The 17,239-nt window shown below is 65.3% G+C and carries 18 protein-coding genes and 1 pseudogene; 7 read left to right on the top strand and 12 right to left on the bottom strand.

Annotated elements, in window-relative coordinates:
- Positions 1 to 3: 3 nt before the first annotated feature.
- From A8G18_RS11845 to A8G18_RS11820, 6 genes are all read right to left on the bottom strand, one after another.
- The gene (locus A8G18_RS11845; RefSeq protein ID WP_064064032.1) at positions 4 to 603 is read right to left on the bottom strand and encodes an RAD23 family protein; all 600 of its coding nucleotides are present in this window, start codon (positions 601 to 603) and stop codon (positions 4 to 6) included.
- Entirely contained in the window at positions 600 to 1,175 is a 576-nt protein-coding gene (locus tag A8G18_RS11840; RefSeq protein ID WP_229581187.1) for a hypothetical protein, read from the bottom strand. The genes A8G18_RS11845 and A8G18_RS11840 overlap by 4 nt, the downstream gene beginning before the upstream one ends.
- 135 nt (positions 1,176 to 1,310) lie before the next feature.
- Complete coding sequence (locus tag A8G18_RS11835) at positions 1,311 to 2,915, bottom strand: peptidoglycan DD-metalloendopeptidase family protein (RefSeq protein ID WP_245207856.1); 1,605 nt, start codon at positions 2,913 to 2,915, stop codon at positions 1,311 to 1,313.
- 154 nt (positions 2,916 to 3,069) lie between these two features.
- Positions 3,070 to 5,049 carry a cutinase family protein gene (locus A8G18_RS11830; RefSeq protein WP_064064029.1) on the bottom strand — a complete coding sequence of 660 codons (1,980 nt, stop codon included), beginning with the start codon at positions 5,047 to 5,049 and terminating at the stop codon, positions 3,070 to 3,072.
- On the bottom strand, positions 5,046 to 5,630 hold the full coding sequence (locus A8G18_RS11825; protein WP_064064028.1) for a DUF8176 domain-containing protein: 585 nt from the start codon (positions 5,628 to 5,630) through the stop codon (positions 5,046 to 5,048). The genes A8G18_RS11830 and A8G18_RS11825 overlap by 4 nt, the downstream gene beginning before the upstream one ends.
- A gap of 170 nt (positions 5,631 to 5,800) precedes the next feature.
- Positions 5,801 to 7,075 (bottom strand): insoluble domain protein, encoded by a 1,275-nt coding sequence (locus tag A8G18_RS11820; RefSeq protein ID WP_147290728.1) that lies wholly within the window; start codon positions 7,073 to 7,075, stop codon positions 5,801 to 5,803.
- Positions 7,076 to 7,612: 537 nt separating this feature from the next.
- Here A8G18_RS11820 and A8G18_RS11815 point away from each other — a divergent pair.
- The gene (locus tag A8G18_RS11815) at positions 7,613 to 8,059 is read left to right on the top strand and encodes a helix-turn-helix transcriptional regulator (RefSeq protein ID WP_064064026.1); all 447 of its coding nucleotides are present in this window, start codon (positions 7,613 to 7,615) and stop codon (positions 8,057 to 8,059) included.
- 216 nt (positions 8,060 to 8,275) lie between these two features.
- Here the strand turns inward: A8G18_RS11815 and A8G18_RS11810 are convergent, their stop codons facing one another.
- From A8G18_RS11810 to A8G18_RS11805, 3 genes and pseudogenes are all read right to left on the bottom strand, one after another.
- Positions 8,276 to 8,983, bottom strand: a complete 708-nt coding sequence (locus tag A8G18_RS11810) for a hypothetical protein (protein ID WP_245207862.1) — start codon at positions 8,981 to 8,983, stop codon at positions 8,276 to 8,278.
- A 57-nt stretch (positions 8,984 to 9,040) separates the two neighbouring features.
- A pseudogene (locus A8G18_RS23390) lies at positions 9,041 to 9,328 on the bottom strand (GAF domain-containing protein); the annotation flags it as partial.
- A 74-nt stretch (positions 9,329 to 9,402) separates the two neighbouring features.
- A complete protein-coding gene (locus A8G18_RS11805) occupies positions 9,403 to 10,812 on the bottom strand; it encodes a cytochrome P450 (protein WP_064064024.1) in 1,410 nt (469 codons plus the stop codon).
- A gap of 188 nt (positions 10,813 to 11,000) precedes the next feature.
- On the opposite strand from A8G18_RS11805, the gene A8G18_RS11800 reads away from it, so the two are divergent.
- Complete coding sequence (locus A8G18_RS11800; RefSeq protein WP_033098656.1) at positions 11,001 to 11,186, top strand: toxin-antitoxin system HicB family antitoxin; 186 nt, start codon at positions 11,001 to 11,003, stop codon at positions 11,184 to 11,186.
- 371 nt (positions 11,187 to 11,557) lie between these two features.
- Positions 11,558 to 12,577, top strand: coding sequence for a replication protein (locus tag A8G18_RS11795; protein ID WP_245207854.1), 1,020 nt, complete (start codon positions 11,558 to 11,560; stop codon positions 12,575 to 12,577).
- Positions 12,578 to 12,647: 70 nt separating this feature from the next.
- Here A8G18_RS11795 and A8G18_RS11790 read toward each other — a convergent pair whose 3' ends face one another.
- Both A8G18_RS11790 and A8G18_RS11785 read right to left on the bottom strand, forming a co-directional pair.
- Positions 12,648 to 12,911, bottom strand: coding sequence for a sigma factor-like helix-turn-helix DNA-binding protein (locus A8G18_RS11790; RefSeq protein WP_064064023.1), 264 nt, complete (start codon positions 12,909 to 12,911; stop codon positions 12,648 to 12,650).
- Positions 12,908 to 13,744: a replication initiation protein gene (locus A8G18_RS11785; protein WP_084421731.1), complete on the bottom strand. Its 837-nt coding sequence runs from the start codon at positions 13,742 to 13,744 to the stop codon at positions 12,908 to 12,910. Before A8G18_RS11785 ends, A8G18_RS11790 begins: the two co-directional genes overlap by 4 nt.
- Before the next feature lie 238 nt (positions 13,745 to 13,982).
- On the opposite strand from A8G18_RS11785, the gene A8G18_RS11780 reads away from it, so the two are divergent.
- The 3 genes from A8G18_RS11780 to A8G18_RS11770 all read left to right on the top strand — a co-directional run bounded on the left by A8G18_RS11780 (position 13,983) and on the right by A8G18_RS11770 (position 15,160).
- Positions 13,983 to 14,255 (top strand): ParB family protein, encoded by a 273-nt coding sequence (locus A8G18_RS11780; protein WP_064064021.1) that lies wholly within the window; start codon positions 13,983 to 13,985, stop codon positions 14,253 to 14,255.
- Entirely contained in the window at positions 14,252 to 14,509 is a 258-nt protein-coding gene (locus A8G18_RS11775) for a ParB family protein (RefSeq protein ID WP_064064020.1), read from the top strand. The genes A8G18_RS11780 and A8G18_RS11775 overlap by 4 nt, the downstream gene beginning before the upstream one ends.
- Positions 14,510 to 14,887: 378 nt before the next feature.
- A complete protein-coding gene (locus tag A8G18_RS11770; RefSeq protein ID WP_064064019.1) occupies positions 14,888 to 15,160 on the top strand; it encodes a hypothetical protein in 273 nt (90 codons plus the stop codon).
- 168 nt (positions 15,161 to 15,328) lie between these two features.
- Here the strand turns inward: A8G18_RS11770 and A8G18_RS11765 are convergent, their stop codons facing one another.
- Entirely contained in the window at positions 15,329 to 15,772 is a 444-nt protein-coding gene (locus A8G18_RS11765; protein WP_147290727.1) for a hypothetical protein, read from the bottom strand.
- A gap of 331 nt (positions 15,773 to 16,103) precedes the next feature.
- On the opposite strand from A8G18_RS11765, the gene A8G18_RS11760 reads away from it, so the two are divergent.
- Positions 16,104 to 17,039, top strand: coding sequence for a DUF2637 domain-containing protein (locus A8G18_RS11760; RefSeq protein ID WP_245207853.1), 936 nt, complete (start codon positions 16,104 to 16,106; stop codon positions 17,037 to 17,039).
- Positions 17,040 to 17,239 lie beyond the last annotated feature (200 nt).

The raw sequence follows: 17,239 nt of genomic DNA, 5'->3' as shown, positions 1-17,239 counted from the left end.
ACCTCACAGGGTGGTGACGGACGAAACGCGCCATCCGTCGCCGTTGTCGGTCAGCACCACGGCGACGTACTGCACGTCTGTGCCGATCTCGGTGCCGCTGGAATCGGTGACCGTGCTGGTCACCTCGTACATGCCGTGATACTTCGTCGCGGTATTGGCCTGTCCCTGGTTGGGGACCTCCACCGCCACGGCGGTGACCGTCGCGCCCTGCGACGCCCACTGTGCCCACTCACCGCTGGCCTTGACCGGGATCTGGACATCGGCGCGGACCTGCGCGTCGAGTTCGCCGGTCAGCACGCCCAGATCGGCGGCCCGCACAGGCGCGTCGTTGCGATTGGTGTCGGTACGGGTGTCATAGGAGAACCAGGTCTCGACGACCGTGCGGCCGAGCTCGCCCGGATCGGAGGTGTCCACACTCGGTGCCGCCGGAGCGGGGGTGGACTGCTCGGTGGGTGCAGCCGGTACGGTGGGAGGCCATGCCTCCGTCGACGACGGCTGTGCCGACGAGTTCGTAGTGCTCTGGTCCTGGTCGGTCTCGGAGCTGCATCCGGCCACCGTTAGGGCTCCGGCGAGGACACCGATCAGTGCCAGTCGGCGGATCATTCGGCCACCACCAGATCCGACAGGCGGATCGCCCGCCATTCGCCGTAGCCCGGTTCGAGGCACCACTGCTCGGCCGGATTCCCGGTCGGCGTCACCTCGAGATCGAGGATGACCTGCTTTTTTGCCGCGAGATCGGCCAGTTTTACCCCGTCGATGCGTTCACTGCTCACCCGCAGACGCAACCGAACCGCCTCGACCTCGAGGTGGTCGCGGACTTTCGCAGCGAGGAACACGGCTTTACCGGCGCTGGCTTCATCCGCCGAGTCCTGATCGCCGGGCCGGAAGATCCGATCGTCCTTGTGGAACGATCCGTACCAGGCGACATCGCTGGTGTCGGCATCGCCGACGACGGCGAACGAGCCACGTTCGTCGCCGGCCGAGGCCAAGGACACCACCGGAGCCGATGTTGCGGCCGCGGCCAGCTTTTCGGCCCGTTCACGCTGCTCGCGTTCTCGCAGGGCGTCGTAGTCCACATCGAACTGCTTGTAGAGCTCGCGCTTGATCTTCGGCCACTGGGTGCGCGTCATCAGGTTGTTCTCCGCAGCCCAAGCCCGCAGGTCCGAGGCCGTCATCGCCTGGACTGTCCGGGTCGATCCGAGGGTGCGGACGGCCGATTCCGCCGTGTCCCACTCTTCACTCACGGTGTGATGTTCCCTTCCTGGTGTGTCATCGTTTCCGATGTTCTGGCGTATGAAATCCGTTGTGTATCAATTAAATCGGATGGCTCTGACATGTTTCGGGGGCGTCCATTCGGTGATCCGGACCTTCTCTCCGGACTGGGGTGCTTCGACAACTTTGTTGTCCCCCATCCAGATCCACACGTGGCCGGGGTAGGGCTGCACGATGTCTCCGGGTTGCAAGTCCGCCGCCTCGGTTACAGGCGTCCCTCGAGGATCGTTGACCTGAGCGGAGTCCTGGTGTGGCAGAACGATTCTTCCGTCCGTCGCCTGCGCCACCGCGTACACGACCAGGCCCGAGCAGTCGAAGCCGACCTTGTTGTGGTCGCCGTGCTCATCGGCGACACCGCCATCGGCGATGCCGCGAGTCGGTCCGGTGGCATCCCCGCCACCCCAGGCGTAATCGGTGCCCAGCCATCCAAGTGCTGCATCGACCACCCGCGAACCACTCACCGACGGCGGCCGAGGCTGGTCGACACCGGCGAAGTCAGCGCGGCCGGCCAGGATATTGCGGACGTAGCTCGTGGTCTCTGCGTTGCCGCACACCCCGCCGGAAGCGAGTGTGTTGCCCGGCCCGCAGTTGTAGGCCGAGAGCATTAACTCGGTGCCGTCACCTGAGACTTTTCCCTCGCGGAGCCACTGCTGCGTCTGCTCCCACATCTGGCAGTCGTAGGCGGCCATCGCCATCACCGAATCACCGATGGAGTTCACGTCGGCCACGCCGTCACCGTCGTAGTCCTGGCCGATCGAGGCCCAGGTTGCGGGCATGAACTGCCCCGGCCCGCGTGCCCCCGCCGGAGACACCGGCGAGGAGGGACCGTAGCGGAACTGGTTCTCGGCGTAGAGCTGGGAGGCCAGCAAAGGAGCGTCGATCGCCTCGCAGGTCTGAGCCGCCTTGACGATCCACTCCCGGAACTCCTCGGGGACCGATCCCGGCGCGAGGGAGCGTCCGCCGGGGCGCGTCAGGCCGGTGCAACCGGCACCGAGCGGAGTCTCGGCCGCGACCAGCTGCACATTCGGCGAGGTCGGACGCTGTTGCGGGGCGTCGAGTTCAGACGCATCGGCCAGCCACGGCATCGGGTCGATCGGAGATCCGCCGTCGAGTCGGCCCCCGGGCCAGACCTCGAAATGCAGGTGCGGTCCGGTCGAACCTCCGGCGTTGCCGACCAGGCCGATCAGATCCCCGGCGCGCACCTCGTCACCGACGGAGACGAGAACACCGTCCGGGAACATGTGCCCGTAGACCGTCGAGATGGTCGACCCGTCCGCGGTGGCCGAGTCGACGATGATCCAGTTGTCGAAACCGTTCTCATCGCTCGCGCCGGAATCTCCTGCTGCAACAACGATTCCGTCGATCGGTGCATAGAAGGGCGTACCGATCGGCGCCGCCAGGTCGATGCCGTTGTGCGAGGTACCCCAGCGCGGGCCGAAACCGGAGGTGAACGTGTAGGTGCCGGTGACCATCGGCTGCACCTTCTTGCCGGTGGCAGCACGCAGGCTGTTCGGTGACCGGGACGGTCCCTGCGTCGGCAGGCAGTTGTCCGGATCGGGATTGTCGCTGCCGCACATCACCAGCGCACCCATCAGGGCCACGACGCTGGCTGCCAGCGTAATTTTCGTCGTCGAAGAAGCCACGTTCTCACCCCCTTTGCATGAGTGCTTGTCGCTAGCCCGCCCAGGCCATGCACGTGAGTGACTTCGCATCCGCCCGCCCGAGGTCGGATGCCGTGTTAGTGGAAGGCTCCCGGTCCTGGCAGCGGCACCACCCGCTGACCAGGACCGACCGGCCTCAGCCGATCGCCTTGGCGAAAACCTTCACCATCGTGTCGATCGCGTTGTCCCTCCCATCCGGGGACCAGCTCGGATACGCAATGTGCGAATTCGAGGCGTAGAAACTCGCCGCGGTGAATCCTTCGGCCACCAGCTGCCCCAGCTCGGCCGCACTGTCACTGCTCGCCAGCGTCATCACCGACTGGCCCAGGCCGGCCAGATCACTGTCCTGTGCCTGCACCGACATCAGCGAGCCGATCGGATCGCCCGGATCGTGCAGTTGATCGGGACTCATCTTCTGGCCCGGGGTGAGCACGCCGAGAGCCACCTGCGCCAGATCCACCGCCACCGGCATCAGCCGAGACAGCTCGAGCACGTTCCCGCTTTCGGCCACCGACCAGGCGATTTCCTGAATCTCGCCGACATTGCGGGCCAAGCGGATCACATCGACGTTGCCGAGCAGATCAAGCACCAGCGCGGCGATTGCGGCCGTGCCGGACGGGTCCGGAACCATCGCCACCAGCCGTGAGAGTGTCTTGAAATCCACCCCGGCAGCCATCTTCACCAGCGGGGAGAGCTGATTGTTCAGATCGCCCGCGACCGCGTGCGCCCCGTGCACATCGCCGGTGGCAATCTTGATCGGAAGCTGCTGCAACCCGGCCGCCACCGCCGGATAGTCGACCGAGGTCACGCCGGAGACGACGCCCAGCAGTTGATTGATGATCGTCGTCGGCTTGGCTACCGAAAGCACCTGCGTTGCTGTCCGCAACTCCACCGGACCCGAGGCCGCCAACGGCGACAGACCCGCGACCAGCGCATCTGCCGACCCTGCCAGCGTCGACACATCGACCGACTCCCCCGAGGCCCGTGACTTGAGCAAGGCCGTGCTCACCCCGGTCACCGCTTCGGCGGCCGACAACACCGCCGGGACATCGACCTGCTCGAGCATGTCGAGCACGCCCGCCGTGGTCGCCTCCGGCGATCCCTCGGGAGCTGAGGTGAACGTCTCACGCGCGCCCGGATTGCTGTCGATCCACTGTCGCGCCTGGTCGACCGGCGTCAAAGTCTCCGACACCAGCCGCGCCTGCTGCGTCATGCGGGCGATGTTCGCCGCTGAGGTGGTCGACGTCGGACCAGCGGCATCGAGCGAAGACACCGACTCGGCCAGTTGCGAGGCTGCCCCGAACACCGCCGACAGATCCGCGTTGCGCCAGGTCCCCGGTGAGGACAGCTCATCGACCAGGGAGGATTGCGCCACTGTCGACGTGCCGGTGATCGTCGGAGTCTGGGGTGATGCAGTCGAGGCGAGTTCGGCAGAGACATCGACCGCTCCCGGCGGATTGGCGATGATCCGGCCCAGAGACGCCAGGAACGGCGTCGACTGACCATCGGTGTTGCAGTACGCATCGTCCGGGTGGCAGATGTCGAACACCTTGCCCGCGAGCTTGCCGAACCCTTCCGGGGCCGGCCCCGCGATGCCCTGACCGCTCAGGGGCGGGCCGATCAACGTTGCGCCCTCGGTGCCCCGCTTCGGATTGGCGAGCAGAATCACCGCCTTGACCTGCTGCGGAGTGACGGGGCCGAGACCGTGGCCGATGTTGACGGCCAGATCGTTGCCGATCTGCGCGCCCTGGCTGTACCCGGCGATGAGGTACGTCGACGACGGGCACCGCTCCATCAACTCCGCTGCCGCTTTGTCGCCCCGCGACTTCGATTCGGCATAGGACGTGCCGTTGAAGAACGCCTCGCCCGGATACGGCACGTACACCACGTCGAGGTTCTTGCCGAACCGTTGCTCGAGTGCGTCACCGACCGCCGCGAGCATGCCCGTCGGCACGGTCGGATCAGCATGAGCGGACGTTTCCGTCGTGCCGGGAATCATCAGCGCGATCGTGCGCGCACACCCGTTCGTTTCCGCTGCATGAGCAACCGTCGGTGTGCTTACCGCGGCCGCGGTGGTCACTGCTGCCGCTGCCAGAGCGAGACTTGCTTTCCTCATGACCCGACCTCTTCGATGGAGCGGATCATCACTCGGCCGTCCTCGGCCGTGGTCGTTGTGATGCGCTGTTTGAACTCGTTGCGCCGATCCGGGCGGACCTCGGTGATCTGCGCGCTGTAGGTGTTCGGCCCGATGGCCGTGACCTCGAGGCAGTGCGTGGTCCCCAGCGGCACGGTGTCGATGCCCTGCTGGATCATTGCCGCGTCGGGCAACGGCGCATCAGGGGCCATCAACTCCCGCACCGACTCACCCGAACGCAGCAGGTAATAGCGGTGTTCGAGCGCCGCGATCACCCCTTCGCCGGAGAGTTGGTCACCCTCGCCAGGTGAGCACGGGTCATCTGCCGCTGCCGCGGCCGCTGTCGGCGCAGCGGTTGCGGTGTCCGGGACCAGGCCACCGAAGTCCGCGTCGTCGTCACCGCCGCCGACGAGAGCGGTGATGCCCCAGCCGGCCAGTCCCACGACGGCCACGGCCGCGAGGCCGAGACCGGCGTAGGTCAGTCCCTTCCCGACAGGGCGGCGCGTGGTCACCTGCGTGGTCGGGTGAGCGGCGCGGCGACCGGCATCGGCCGCCGCGACCACTCGAGACGCCGACTCACGGGCGGACGCGGTTCTCCCGGAGGAAAAGCGCTCTTCGGCCGCCGGTACCGACTCCCGAACCATGCGGGTGCGAGGTGCGGTCGCATCGAACACCCGAGGTGAGCCCGCTCGGTCGTTCCGCTTCATCGGTTCGTCTCCCTCTTCGACTGGACTCAGGCGTCGACTGCCGGAGCGGGCGCGCCGAGACCCAGACCGACCGCCTCGCTGACCAGGCGCGATGCCAGCCCCGGCGTCGCGTCGGTGAAGAACGAGTCGAGTGCCTGGTCGACCTGCTCGATGACCTGCTCACCGCCGGGCTGTGCCTGAACGAAGTCGCGGACCTGCTCATCGATCGCAGGTGCGGTCTCGGTGGCGAAGGTCTGCACAGCGTCGACCGCAGCCGCACCGATGGGATCCTCCGACCACTGCGCGAGCGTGGTGTCGACCTGTTCTGTGACCTGTTCGGCCTCGATGTCGGGCACCTCGGTTTCGATCGGCGTGGCATCCTCGCCCGCGCCGTAAGCCGTGCCGACCCCGTACCCGGCCAGACCGCCGCCGAGTGCGCCGAGTCCGCCACCGACCGCGCATCCGACTCCGAATCCGGCCGCCGCACCAGCGGCGGTAGCGGCAACGCCCGAGGTCACGGGAGCAACCCCCGGAATCGGCAGGGGCACCATCGTGCCTGCTCCTGCCCCGACGATGCCCGCGACCGTGCTCACTGCCAGTGCGGTCGGGACACCGGCCGCGAGGCAGCCGGTGCCGAATCCGGTCGCTGCACCTACGGCCGTGCCTGCGACCTGGGCCGAGGCGATCTTTTCGGCCTCTTCGGTCTCCATGCCGGTCGACCGGTGGTAGTCGGTGACCATAGCTTCGACCACTGCGGTCGTGCGGTTGGTCTTGTCGGCATCGACGTCCGAGACCCAGTTCGGCTGGTCGAAGAGCACCCGGCCGAAACGCATCTTGTTGACCGGAGCCTCGATCGGCAGGGTCGGACCTTCCACCACGACCGGTGCCTGCGGAGCAGGAACGCTGTAACCGGAGTAGTCGGAGTAGTCGCCGCCCGAATAGCCGTTGTACTGCGCCATCGACACACCACCGCCGGTCTGCGGGTTGTAGGCGCGGGTGCCGCGGTTGTATTCGGCCGGAGGCGCTACCCAGAAGTTCTCGGCGGCCTGCGGATCAGGGGCCGAGGGTGCAGGAGCAGAAGTCGAGGGGGGCGTGGAGGTGATGCCCGCCTGCCCACCACCGGACTGCGGCGGGGACGTGATGCCCGCCTGCCCGCCGCCGGAGTCGCCGGTCGGCGCTGCTGCTGCCGTCGGCGCAAAGGCAATGAGCAACCCGGCTGCCGCCGGTGCCAGAGTCGCGGTGCTGAGCACCGCACTGGTCGTTCGGCGGCGCCGGTGTCTGCCGGTGCCGGAAACCAGCTGATCTTCGTTGGATACGGACATGTACATCGCCTTTCCTGCGAATGAATCGAGTCCCGAATGCATGAAGGACCTGAGCGAGAAAGAGATCCGTCAGGGCCGAGAAGATCGGGTGGTCACCACAGGGGAAGTAGTCCGCTTGTGCACGTGTCGGCAGCGCCGACTAGGTGCGGGAACGCTGCTGCTGGCGCGCACAGTCGAGTAACGCCAGAACAGCAGCGCCCGACAAGGAAGTGGGTTCTCGTACGTAGTGACCTGGTGCCCGAGCTTGCGTAGTCAGCCCGGACGGGTTGGTACGTAGGTGGTTCAACCCCGGATACGTGACACCGACGCCAATCACTGACACGTGTCCGGGGTTTTCCCTTTTTGCCGGTGGCCTCACCGTGGCTCGCGCTGGCTGCCGGCCAGACGCTCCTCGGCTCAGCCGATCATTACCTCCTTCGCCACGAAACCCTTCATTGAAACTCTATTCCGGGACGTTACAGCAAAATCTATTCCAGTGGAAGATGACGCAAACCATTCCTGTAGGGCAGTGTTATGGCTCGTGGAAAGGTTTCGGGCATGACGAGACGACCTCTTCGGGGATTCGACCGTGAGAGGCTGATCGATCTGCGGACAGAGAAGGGTTACACCCGTGGTGACCTGGCGAGGTTCGCCGAAGTGAGCGTGGCGGCCGTGCGTGCCTGGGAATCCGGGCAGGCGACCCCGCAGGTGGACCGTCTGGCCCGTGTCGCCGCCGCCCTCGACGTTTCGATGTCCGAGCTGGTACGGATACCCCCGCACGACCGGTATCTGGGTGATCTGCGCGTCCAGGCCGGCCTGACCCAGCCCCAGCTGGCGCTGCAAGCAGGCATTTCCACGGCCTCGCTCAGCAGCCTCGAGCTGGGGGAAACCTCGCTGCGAGAGCCGGTAGCCGAACGACTGGCCCGAGCTCTGGAAGTGGACACAGCCGAGGTCCGGGCCGCCTACGAACGGGCCCGAACCCGACCGCCGGGCGCACCCGTCTGACACGCGCGACACGCTGTGTGTCGACGTACGACAAATACGGATAACCACGTCTGAGCTCCCCCCGCGGAGATAGCAGCCCGCCTCACGCGGATATGCGGAAGCGGCCGAAACCGGCTGTGCTACATCCGAGGCCGAGTGGGCAAGCCCCGGGAAATCCCCACGGGTGGGGACGCGGAAGACAAACTACCAGATCACAGCTGATAGTCCGGGACCAACCTACCCGCCTCGCACCCCCCGATCTGATCCCTGCAAATCCTCTGTGGCCGCATCGAATTCATCCGGAATCGTTGAAATCTGAACGAGCACGAGACGGTCGCTGAGAGGGCCGGGATACGGGCTGATCGACAATTGTGCTGCCCGCCAGCCCGATTTCGAACGCAGACGAGCTCGGACGCACCGAGGCGCGGTATCCCCCGAACGGAACGTTGCCAGTGCATCGGCCAGCACATGCCGGTCATCGGGATACACGATCTCGTTTCCACCCTTGACGTTTCGCCAGGACACCCACGGTGGAGCATCCGGCAGCCACATCGTCAGAACGGCGAGGTCGGCGACGAAGACGCCGGTGTAGACCCCCGCTGACCGCAGCATCTCCTGCATTCCCAGCTCGCTCAACGTCGGCAACTCCGGTGACGTCGTATCGGAGACGTCGTGCCACAGCAGCCGCAGTCCCACATTGCCCGGATCAGTGCGACCCTTGCCCCAGCAGTACCAGCGCATGACCCGCCCGTCGGCGTGCAGAACTGACATCGGAGCCTCCCACCGGCGACCGTGCACCGGGTCGATGCCCAGCTCGAACAACGACGCCGAATCGTCGAACTTCACCGCCTTGGCGATGTACTCCGCAGGAGTTCGCTCCGGAACGTGCTCTTCAGGAAGCACCCCGGACATCATCGAGGCTTCGACCGTCTGGCCGATCACCATCCGCTCGAGACTCCACGCAATCCCAGCTGCGATACGAGGTGGGGTGGGAACCCGGCCGGGCTCCCCCACCCATACCTGGACACCGTGCGCCTCCCCGCTGGGGCCGAGAACGGGCAGCGCCTCGATGTGAAACGCCTTCTGCGCCCCCTTACGCGAGCGCAGATCGATCGACATCGGCCGACGAGTGCGGATCACCTCGTCGATGATCCGCGTGACCGGAAGATCGGGGGCCGGCTGAACATGCCGGGTCACCGACGCCCAATCCTTAACTACGCCGCCGCAGCTGACAACGGACATCTCGCCGTCGACCAACGTCTCGACCAAATGCCACTCGTTGAGAACCATTGACTTATAACCTCCCCCGAACCGTGGGCACAGTACGGCTGCCCGGGGGGGAACTTACCTGTCGGCAGTCTCCGTCACCGACGTGAGAGCTTGACCTTCAACCCCCGCGGTTTGAGAGTGATCGCCTCGTGCACGTCGAGCTCGTAACCCGGTTCCGGAGCGAAGTCGTACCGCCGGATCAGCGATGCGAGCGTGAGCACCGCCTCGTGCAACGCGAACTGCCGACCGATGCACGCCCGGATCCCGGTGCCCCACGGCTTGAAGATGTGCGCCGGCCGTTTGCGCACGGCCTCGGGCTCGAATCGATCCGGGTCGAACCGCTCGGGATCGTCGCCCCACAGCGGGTCCCGGTGCAGCTGCGGCAGCAGTACGAACACCCACGAACCCTTCGGCAGGACGCGCCCGCCGAGGGTGGTCTCACCACGCACCTTGCGGAAATAACCCGGGGCGGCCGGCCACAACCGCAGCGTCTCGTCCACCACCCGCCGCACATACCGCAGCTTGGCGACCTGTTCGTACCCAATCCGGCCGTCGGCGCCGACGACCTCGGCGATCTCCGCCCGCGCCTTCGCCACCGCCTCGGGATGTCGGCTCAGGAAATGAACCGCGAAACCCAGAGTGGCCGCAGTGGTCTCGTTGCCCGCGACCAGGAAGGTCAGCACCTGATTGCGGATCGACTCCGGACTGAGCTTCTCGCCGGTGTCGGGATCGACGGTGTGCATCATCAGATCCAGCAGATCGCCGTGCTGCCCACCGGAGTGCATCCGCTCCTCGACGATGCGATCGACCGTCTCCTGCATCAACGCGATGTCGCGTTCGTGCTGCTCACGCGCCGCGCGACCGAACAGGGCCCGCAGGATCGGAATGTCGTTCGACGAGCGGTTGATGTACTCGAGCGCCCGGCTCATCGCCGCGATGAAGGGATCGGGTTCGGGGCGGCCGAACGAGTCGAAGTCGTAGCTGAAGCCGCACCGGCCGATGACGTCGAAGGTCAGCGACGTCATGCTCTTCGGCACGTCCACATACTCGCCGCCGGCCGCTGCGCTGTCCCAGCTGTCGACCAGCCGGCCGACGACGGTGAGCATCGAGTCGTGATAGCCGCGCATCGCGGCCTGGCTGAAGCCCGGACCGAGGATGTTGTGGGCCTTGCTCCAGTTCGGTTCGGAGTTGAACGCGGTGAACAGCCCGTCGCCGGCGATGACGCGAAGCTTGCGCAGCGGCTTGCCGAGGAACTTCGCCCACTTCTCCTCGTCGTTGACCTCGCGCACCAGATCGGCGCCGGAGACCACGATCAGCCGGTGCTGGAGGATCTTGCGTTCGAAGATCCCACCGAGTTCCTGCGCCATCTGCATCTCACCCTGAACCGGCTTGGCCACGTCGATGCTGAGCAGATCACCCACCAGCGGCAGTCTCCATCGAGGTCGCGGGATCGGCTGGGAGTCGGTGGTCGCAGGGCTGCTCGTCGAAAGCTGCGGTGACGCCATTCGTGAGAGTGTGCCCCACCGCCGGCGAGAGACACACCGCCGCCTCCCACCGCTCAAGGGCTCCCTGACTGCCGTCCCACTAGTCGACACGCGCCACGCCGATGTACGGGGGTAACTGACATCCGCGCTCGCAGCCGCTAACCTGAGTCAGATTCAACGGGCCGATCTTGAAGAACGGGGGTTTACGCATGGCACAGCCGCATAAAGGCGACCGCGCCGCGATGACTCTACGCATCCCCGCTGAGCTGCACGAACAGCTCCGCAACGATGCCAAAGACGCCAAGGTCGCGCTATCCCAATACGTCGCCGACCTGCTCGCACTACAAGCCGGTCGACCGGACCTTGCCCGCGAGATCAAGGCGGTAACCGTGTAAACGCCACCAGAGAGGGCCGCTAGCCGCCAACTAGCCCGCCCTCAGATGCAGAAAACCCCCCGCCTGCCAAGCGAGGGGTCTTCCAAACCGAATATGTGACCGAGCAAAGTCGCCAAACTCCTCGGGCACTCGAACTTTCTCACCAGAAAGCCTTCGTTATGCATATTAGCGAGCGCTGCTCGTTTGGGCCAACTTCCGTCTCAAATCACACTCCCGCGTGTCGCCCTCAACGGAGCGCACACACCGCCGGGGACAACCGTCGAGGTCCCGGCCGCGCCACTCCCCAGACCCGCCGTGGTCGCCGTCGCGGCAGCTACAACCTCCGCGTAGCCGATGGTGCCTACTCCCCCATCCCCGTCTGGGACTCCCGCATGGGGTGGATGCGCCAGATCATCACCTTCGCCCGCAGCGAGACCGGCATCAAGATCTGCCACGAGCACCGCATCGCCCCGGACAAGTTCATCGCCGCCGCCAACGCTCACGCCGCTTACGCCGACGAATCCACCGGCCGCAGCCTCACCGCCGCCCGCGACACCCTCGCCGAGTACGCCGGCATCAGCACCGACGTCCTCGATCGTGCCCGCCAGATCCTTCGCCGCATCGGAGCCGCCGTCGAGCTCGTCCGCGGCCGCTACCTCACCATCGCCGAACGCATCGAAGCCAGCCTCACCCACGGTGGAAAGCAACTTCGTGCAGCTTCCGTGTGGGCCTTGACCAGCAAGTTCACTGCCAACTCTTCTGTTTATCCCCAGTTTCCGAATCATGCGGATCTACCGGAGAACCCTTTGGGTTCTACAGGTATCTCTCGTTCTCAAGTAATCACCAACGCGCGCGCTACGCGCCGCGCCCGGGCTTCGACGAAGGCCGAGGGCGAGGGCGAGGGCGACCCACGACCCCTGCACGCTCAGATCGCCGCAGCGCGCCTGGCCGACCGACTCGGTGCCACGATGCCCGAATACCGCGGCGTGGATCGGAATGGCCACTACGTCCCCGGAACCACCCATCACCACGTCGGAGCGATCGCCGATGCCCTGACCGCCGCAGGCATCGACACCACCCGATGGACCGGCGACGACGTAGCCGACCAGATCACCGAGTTCCGCCGCGACCGCAGCCTCCCACACCTAGCGTCCCCGACCGCTTTCCTGCGCTGGCAGCTCCGTGCCCTCGCCGATGTGTGGTCAGGGCCTACCCCCACCGAGCGCCGCACTGAGATCCAGGACCGCCGCGCCGCCGAACGTCGCGCCGAACTCGACCGGCGTGCTGCTCATCCTCCGGCCAGCGACGACACCCGTGCCACCGCTCTCGCCGAGATCCGGCAGATACTGTTCCAGCGCTCGGGCATGCGCACCCGGACCCGCGGGGACCGCTTCGACCGGCACCGCTACTGAACGAAATTCTCGCTCCGGTCAGAACCACAGCGGTGAAGGGGAATCGAATCGTTTCACGCGGAAGCCGCTCCTACCCCTCGAGCTTGCGGGCATCATGCAGTATCCGACCCACCGCTCCGGTCGACATCTCCAGTTTCTCGGCGATCTCGCGGTACTTCATCCCCTGCTGGCGAAGTTCGACCACCTGCTTGCGTCGGCGTTCCGCGCGTTCGAGGAATTGGTCTCGGGGTTCGGCAATCAGGCGACGTGCAGTGCGCTCCGACGAGCCGAGCCGGCGTGCCAGTTCCTTTGCGGTGATGGACCGACGTTGTTGTGCCTGGGCGCTGCCCCTCATTGCGCGAACTCCAATGCTGTCGCCAGATTGAACTTGGTGGCCCGCTTCCTGTTTGCTTCCCGTTTGGCGGAGCTCATGACCTTGCCGCCCTTGCTGCCACGTGCTGCCTGGCGCGCCCGGAACGTCCCCTCGTCGAAGTTACGCCAGATCCACTTGCCGATGGAGTACGCCGTGGCACGGACCTCGATGAAAGGAAGAGGGTCGGCGAACTCGCTGTTGATTCCGTGACAACGCTGAAGAACCAGTTGGAGCCACTGGTCTACGGTGCCATGACGATGGTGCCACCACTGTGGGTACGCCCACTTACGGGCAGTGTCGAACATCGTCACATTGCGACCCAGGCCCACGGAGCGGTCGGGCCGGCGCGGAGCCTGACGAGGTGTGTAGATGGTCGCCAGATCCCGCAACGAGTACGGATCCCCTGGACCGTAAATGGTTTCCCACTCAGGGTGGATCGGGTTCTTGGTCAGCTGCCCACCGTAGGAGAAGTCCCCACCGACGGAGATACACAGACCTCGCTCGATGCGATGGGCGTAGCGCAGCGGAGTCAACCGTGCCGAGTCGGTACGGCAGACTCGATGGTCGCCCAGCCACCAACCCAGGTGCGCCCGCCCGGAGGGAGACTGCGCGACCCAGCTCGGCGTCGGATGATCCGACGGTTTCTCGAACGCCCGCATCGCGGCATCGGGGTGGTCACAGTCGATGACGATCGATCCGAGCAACGCGTGTGGAGAGTGCTGGATGTAGCGCATCATCAATGCCTGGTCACGGCTCATTCGGTACTGACCGTGCTCGAGTTGGTTCGTCGCGAACGGCCGATGCGGCAGGAGCACCTCGTTTCCCCACTGCTCGTCCGTGAGAAGGGACTCCCCCGCCGTTTCCATGCCGAGTACTGTGCACTACCAAGATCGAGTATTCGGGTAGGACACGCCGAGCCATATACAGATATTGTTCGGGTAGGTCATGCCAAGCCATATCAGGTATCCGCTCCGCCTTCTCCCTTTCGCACCCCCGAACATGTCCACTCGTGGCAGAGGCTGTGCCTCACGTGCCGAAGTTACGATGAGAACCATGACCGGGAAGAAGCGCATGGCCTTCGACATCACCGAAGCCGACGCCGACCGGATTCGCGCCGCCTACGTCGGCACCCGCGCCAGCCTGCCCCCGGCCACCCTCAGTGAGTTCATCACCGACCTGCTGGTCGAGGCCACCGAACGCCTCGAAGCCGAACACAACGAAGGCCGGCCCTGGCGCACACCCAGCCGCAGCGAACTCAAATCCCTCTCCCAGACCGGCGTCGGACGCAACGCCCCCGGCCGCCCCGGAGAACAGGACCAGCAATGACCGAGTCGTCACGCACACCGCGACCCAAACTCGGCTTCCACACCGACCAGGCCGAACGCATCCGCGCTGCCTACCTCGGCACCCGCGCAGTCCTCCCGCCGAGCACCTTCAGCGAATTCCTCGAGACCGCCGTCCTCGAAACAATCGAACGACTCGAAGCCGAACACAACAACGGCCACAGCTGGGACACCCCGGCCACCGGGGAAGTCAAGTCCACCGCCCAGACCGGCGTCGGCCGCTGGAATCGCACCTGACCGCGCCCACCGTTGCACATCCTCAACTGCGTTGAGGGACATGAGGAGGACCACTCACTCGCGGTGGGACTCTCACGTCTCATGTATCCCATTCTTACTATGGAATCCATGACATCAGGCAGCGGTGCAGAAGAACGCTCGATCATCTATGCGGGCGTGCGTGAGAATCCGCGACGATAACGCTTCCACCAGCACAAACAACGCCCATCCCGTAGTCGGCCGAATGTCAGTTGCCCCCGTCGTTCTCGTCGTAGCGGGCACCGTTCTCGCCGTCGAGCCGATAGCGGGGCGCACCACGACGCACCAAGATCAGTCGGTGCCGCGTGACACAGTGCCGACCACCGACTGACCGAGCCTGAGAAAAGGACCGCCACCGACGTGAATGAGCCCCACCTCTACGCCCAAACCACCTACCTCAGCTTCGACGGCCCACCCGAACCCGTCCGCATCCTCGCCGGAAGTCTCACGGGTCTGTGGTGGCTACTGATCGTCGCGGCGCTCATCTGCTTCGGAGCATGCGAGTACATGCGGAGAAAAAGCGTGACCAAGAGGGAACGGCAAGAGAAGAACAGGCTCGGAGCGGCCTTCTTCCTCTACTGCGGCCTCATGGGATTGATCGTCGGCATCTTCGGCCTGATCGCAGCGAACTGATCGAGGCGGCATTGATCGACGGTGTCCGATAAGCAGTTCGAGTCCCGATTGGCGCTGACGTGATGGGGTGCGCTCGCCGACGTACTCGTATGCGTCCTCGGCTACTGGCCTCTGGTATTCGCGCTGCGCGATATATGGGACGTAAACCGGCGGTCGATTGCGCGGGCTTCACGCCTTGTCGCCCTGCGCCGAGGGTGCGCGTGCCCAGAGGTGGACGAGCACCCACAGATTGGCACCGGCGATCACGGCGAACGGTGCCGTGAACACCAGGGTCTCGAAGGCGGACAGTGACGGTGTCCAGCTGTTGGGGTCCTGCTGCCGAATGCCGCCGGAGAGCGCTTCGGTGACACCGGCATAGGTGAGCGCGGCAGTCGCTAGCAGCGCTGTCGTACACCCCACCGTCGACAGCAGACGACCGAGACGGAACCAGCGCGTCAGCGCTGCGGCCCCACAGAGGGAGACGACCAGAACCGGCACGATCACCACGAAACCGATCACAGCGATGAAGTACCAATTACTCAGGACATCGCCGATGCCGGATTGGCGGTGCTCGTCTAGGTAATGCGCGCTGAGCAAGGTCGCGACTGCGAACAGCACTGGCAGCAGAGCCACCACCCTGATCCATCGTGTTGTCGTTTCGGCACTGCCCATACGAGAAGTCTTCTATCGATGACATGGACTCGAGACGGCGACACACCGACGGCATTCGTTTCGGGTGGGGCTGAGTCGGCACTACGTGCGCAGAACCGCCCAGATCAATAGTTCTTATCCGAATAATGGACCACGTCTTGTCTGTCAGGACTCCTAGATGGAGTAGTCGCCCGAGAACCGATCGGGCGCAGGCATCTCATCTCACGTACCTGACTCGATCCGGTCGTGACCTGCGACTCTCATCTGAGAAACCCCTTCTCATCTCATGGTTCTCATTGTTACTATGGGAACCATGAAGTGGACGAAGCGACACAAGAACAAGAACACCTCAGCGCCCGAGAACGTGACAGCCGTCAGCGGATCCATGTGGTTCGCAGGCGTGACCATCACCGTAGGAATCGGGGCGGCCGCGTTCATTCTCAGCTTCCTCGCACTGCGAGACCTGTGCATCCAGGCCGGCCAACCGAGAGAGATCGCCTTCCTGTTCCCCGTCATCGTCGACGGAACGATCCTGCAAGCAACGATGGGAGTCGTCTCCCGACGTCACGACCACCGGGCACGACGATTCTTCTGGAAGATTCTCATCGGAGCCGCCACCGTCTCGATCGCAGGAAACGCGATCCACGCCGTTCTCACCACGACCCCCGGCTTCAACTCCGTTCTCGCCGCCGTGATCGCCACACTCCCGCCGATCTCACTGCTCGCCTCCACCCACGCGCTGACCGTTCTCGGCCGTCGCACCGCCGCACCCACCGAGAACCCCGCCGAGACTCACATCGAATCCGCGCCCGCGACACAGCCGCGCCGTGAGACCGCACACGAGAACGCGACCGCACCCAAGACTCACGTCACGACCATCACCGAGAACCGTGCCGACGCCGAGACCGCACACGAGAACGCGACCGCACCCAAGACTCACGTCACGACCATCACCGAGAACCGTGCCGACGCCGAGACCGCGAGTGAGACTCCGGTCGCGCGGTCGACTCGCACCGCGACCGCTGACCCTCTCGCCCGACAGCTCGAGGTGCCACTGCCCCACCTGCCCGGCACCCACCTCGACACCAACGCCATCCCGGCCTTCCATTCTCACGAGGAGCGTCGCGAATGGGCACTCGCCCGGCGCCAGGCCGGAGTGGAGGTGCCCGTCATCGCCCAAGAAGTCGACCGCTCCGTCGCCACCGTTTACCGCTGGCTCTCCGAGGCCGACACCTCCGTCACCATCTGAGCATCACAAAGACATCGGAAATATCAACTTTTCAGCGTCAAATCGGAATCAACAAAAAATCAGACCGACATCAAAAAACGTCCACGTCTGATGCCTGTCATTCTCACCTCGGCGCATCGAACTCGGAAATCGTCCCCCGGTTCGGTGCGCCGAGTCGCATTTGCGGTGTTGACCAGGGGCGATCCGCCCCCGGACCCCCT

This window comes from Rhodococcus gordoniae (assembly GCF_001646655.1).
GTDB classification, from domain to species: Bacteria; Actinomycetota; Actinomycetes; order Mycobacteriales; family Mycobacteriaceae; genus Rhodococcus; species Rhodococcus gordoniae.
Note: the sequence above shows the minus strand (reverse complement) of the source record. Positions and strands in the feature narration are given on the sequence as shown.